Raw genomic sequence first — 3,436 nt, 5'->3', positions numbered from 1 at the left:
AGCGGCGCCCCGGCGGCGATCAACTGACGCACCACGCCGTCGTGCCCCAGGTGGGCGGCGGCGATCAGGGCCGTGCCGTCGTAGCGGCTGGTCACCTGTTGGGCGCTGGCGCCCAGCTGCAGCAGCACGCGCAGCGTGGCCTCGTCGTCGGCCACGGCGGCGATGGTCACGGCGTCGTAGCGGTCGTTCTCCAGCGCATTCAGGTCGGCTCCAGCCTGGGCAAGCGCGCGGATGGCATCGGCCTGCCGCGCATAGGTGGCCACATGCAGTGGCGTGCGGCCGTAGCCTTCGCGGGCATTCACGTCGGCCCGCGCTGCGATCAGCTGGGTGAGCCTGGGCACATCGCCCCGCGCCGCAGCGGCATGCAGGCCCTGGTAGGCCGCTGTTTCGGCCGCCGTGGGTGGCACCTGGGCCTGGGCCGGGGTGGCACAGGCCAGTGCGGCGGCCAGGGCGAAAACAAGATTCCACGGCTTCATGAGGGCCTCCGTTGAATGCTCAGTTGCCTGTGGTGGGGCTGGCTTACTTCAGCAAATCCTGCACCTTGGCAATGCCCGCCACCGCGCACTGCTCGTCCAGGTGGCCGCCGGGTGCACCGCCCACGCCCACAGCGCCGATCACCTCGTTGCCCACCTTCACCGGCACGCCGCCGCCCAGCAGCAGGTAGCCGGGGATGTTCACGAGGTTGGCCGCAGCGGGGTTCTTCTGCGCGCCTTCCATCATGGCCAGCGTGGTGTTCTTGGCCGATGCCGAGGTGTAGGCCTTGAGGCGGCTGGCTTCCAGCGTGTGGGGGCCGGCGTTGTCGGCGCGCTGCACCGCGCGTACGGTGCCTGCGCGGTCCACCACGGTGGCCGTGACGGCGTAGCCGTTGGCGGTGCAGGTGGCCACGGTTTGCGCGGCGATCTGCGTGGCCAGGTCCAGCGACATGTTCTTTTCGGTGCGCACGCCTTCGGCGCTGGCGGCGGTGGCGATCAGGGACAGGGTGAGGGCGGCGACGGTGGCGAGGCGGTTTTGCATGGTGTTCTCCGGTGTTTCTGGGTCGGTGCCACCCGTTGTGGCGCCGTGGGAGAACTGTAGAAATGGCCGCCGTTTTCGGCCATTCGGGCGGCTACGCGCGGGCCTCCGTAGAACTACGGAAAGCCCGCCAAGGGGCAGCTCACGCGGCCGCGTCCACCAGCGCCGCGTAGCGCCGGATCAGCTGCGCCAGCGACTCGGCCCCCAGCTTGGCAAACAGGTTGGCGCGGTGTGTTTCCACCGTGCGGGGCGATAGTTCGAGCGCCCGGCCGATTTCCTTGTTGGTCAGACCCTCCACGATCAGTCCCAGCACCTCGCGCTCGCGGGCCGAGAGCTGCGCAAAACGCTCGCGCGCCTGCTGGTCGGCCTGGTGGCGTTCGCGCGAGCGCACATGCTGGCGCACGGCGTTTTGCAGGGCTTCGATCAGCACTTCGTCGTCCACCGGCTTTTCCAGAAACTCGGCCGCGCCGGTCTTGAACGCGCGGCGGCACATCTCCACCGTGCCGTGGCCGGTGAGCAGGATCACGGGCTGGTCCACGCCCTGCGCCAGCAGTTGCTCCAGCACCGTGAGGCCGCTGATGCCCGGCATGCGCACATCCAGCACGATGGCGCCGATGCTGGCGCGGTCAAACCCGGCCATGAACGACTGCGGGTCGGCCCAGGTCTGCACGCGCAGGCCCACGGTGCTGATGAGCAGGGAGAGGCCCTCGCGCACGGCAGCATCGTCGTCCACCAGATGGATCAGGGGCGAGAGGGAGGGGGCGCTATCGGTCATCGGTGGGTGGTGCGACGTTGAGGGTCAGCACAAACTCAGCCCCCCGTTGGGCGGCGGATGGGGGCGTGGCTTCGGGCGCCAGGCTCAGCTGCGCGCCCATGGCCTGCGCCAGGCTCTCGCACAGCGTGAGGCCCAGGCCCAGGCCGCCGTTGCGTGTGGTGTAGAAGGGCTCGAACAGGTGCTGGCGTGCTTCGGGCGGGATGCCGGGGCCGTGGTCGCGCACCGAAAGCGCCACCTGTCCGGCCCCAGCCTGCGCCATTGCAAGGTGCAGCTGGCGTTCAGCGAGGGGCACTTGCTCCAGCGCCTGCAGCGCGTTCATCAGCAGGTTGTGGATGATCTGTTGCAGGGCCACGGGTTCGGCCAGCACCGGGGGCAGGTCTGCGGCGGCCAACACCTCGGGCACCACGCCGCGCTGTGCCAGCTCGGGCTCCAGCAGGTGCAGCACGTCCTGCACGGCGGTGGGCAGTGCCAGGGGCTGGGCCTGACCGGCCAGGTCGGGCCGCTCCACCAGGCGGCGCAGGCGGCCCACCACGGTGGATGCGCGGCGCGCCTGCTCCACGGCGCGGGCCATGGCGGTCTGTGCGGTGTCGAGGTCGGGTGGGTCGTCGGCCAGCAGGCGCTGGGCGGCCTGGGTGCTGGACAGGAGGGCGGTCAGCGGCTGGTTCAGCTCGTGGGCCATGCCAGCGGCCAATTCGCCCAATGTGTTCAGCCGCGCCACCTGGCCCAGGCGCAGCAGCTCTTCGGCCCGCTGGCGCGCCACGCGCTGGCGCCACAGTGCGCGGCCTGCGGTCCACAGCGCTGCGGTCAGCAGGCACCAGCCCAACATGCGCCACCAGGGCAGTTCGTGCAGGCCCACGGTGCGGCGGGCCACCACGTCCAGCGGCTGGCTGGCGGCGGCCAGCAGTTTGTGAAAGTCGTAGGTGCGTATGCCGCTGCCCTGGTCGGCCTGGCCGGGCTGCACCACAAAAGCCGTGCCGCCGTGCTCCAGCGTCACGCGCACCGGGCTGGCGGCCATGTCCATGGGCCACTCGTCGGCGGGGATGGTGGTGCGCAGGTCGATGTGCAGCGCATAGCTGGCTGGCGTGCCCGCCAGCACCAGGTAGTAACGGCCTGCGGGCAGGTTCAGGCCTGCCGTAGCGGCGTGGCCGGTGCGCCGTGAGGTGGCCTCGGCGGCTGTCAGCTCGGCCTGCAGTGCGGGCGGCCAGTCGCTGTGGGCCGAGCGCTGCAGCACCGCCAGGATCTGCGGGTACACCGACGTGAGGCGGGGCAGGGGCGATGCCGCGTTGTGCAGGTCATCCGCCGCAGCGGCTGGCTGCAGCAGCGCCAGCGTGGCCATGATGGCGTCGTGCTGCACCACGCGCTGGCTCAGCAGCCGGTGCACGATGCGCGCGTCGGTCTCAAATGCCGCGTGCAGCTGCTGCAGGCGGTCCACCACCAGCCAGCCGCAACCGATGCAGGCCACTGCCACCCACAACAGCAGGCTGGGCAGGTGCAGAGCGTGTCGGGGCAAAAGGCGGCGCCAGGCGGGGAGCATGCGCGGATTCTGGCATGGGGGCCTTAGGGCAACGCTGATTAAGGTCCACCATTGAGAGGGGTCAAACGTTATCCGCAGATGAAGCAGCAGACCTTGGCAATGGCCGCAGATCAAGA

General features: G+C 70.4%; 4 protein-coding genes. All 4 read right to left on the bottom strand.

Going from position 1 to position 3,436, the window contains the following annotated elements; all coding sequences use genetic code 11:
• Nucleotides 1-476: ankyrin repeat domain-containing protein (locus DBR23_RS07960; RefSeq protein WP_108497869.1), on the bottom strand; the 476-nt coding region annotated here is incomplete at its 3' end.
• A gap of 43 nt (nt 477-519) precedes the next feature.
• Nucleotides 520-1,014 (bottom strand): heme-binding protein, encoded by a 495-nt coding sequence (locus DBR23_RS07955; protein WP_056745563.1) that lies wholly within the window; start codon nt 1,012-1,014, stop codon nt 520-522.
• A gap of 139 nt (nt 1,015-1,153) precedes the next feature.
• Entirely contained in the window at nt 1,154-1,786 is a 633-nt protein-coding gene (locus DBR23_RS07950; RefSeq protein ID WP_056059589.1) for a response regulator transcription factor, read from the bottom strand.
• A complete protein-coding gene (locus DBR23_RS07945; protein ID WP_108497868.1) occupies nt 1,776-3,320 on the bottom strand; it encodes a sensor histidine kinase in 1,545 nt (514 codons plus the stop codon). Before DBR23_RS07945 ends, DBR23_RS07950 begins: the two co-directional genes overlap by 11 nt.
• Nucleotides 3,321-3,436 lie beyond the last annotated feature (116 nt).

The organism is Acidovorax sp. HMWF018, assembly GCF_003061035.1.
Classification (GTDB): domain Bacteria; phylum Pseudomonadota; class Gammaproteobacteria; order Burkholderiales; family Burkholderiaceae_C; genus Acidovorax; species Acidovorax delafieldii.
This window is presented reverse-complemented; position numbering and strand designations above follow the sequence as displayed.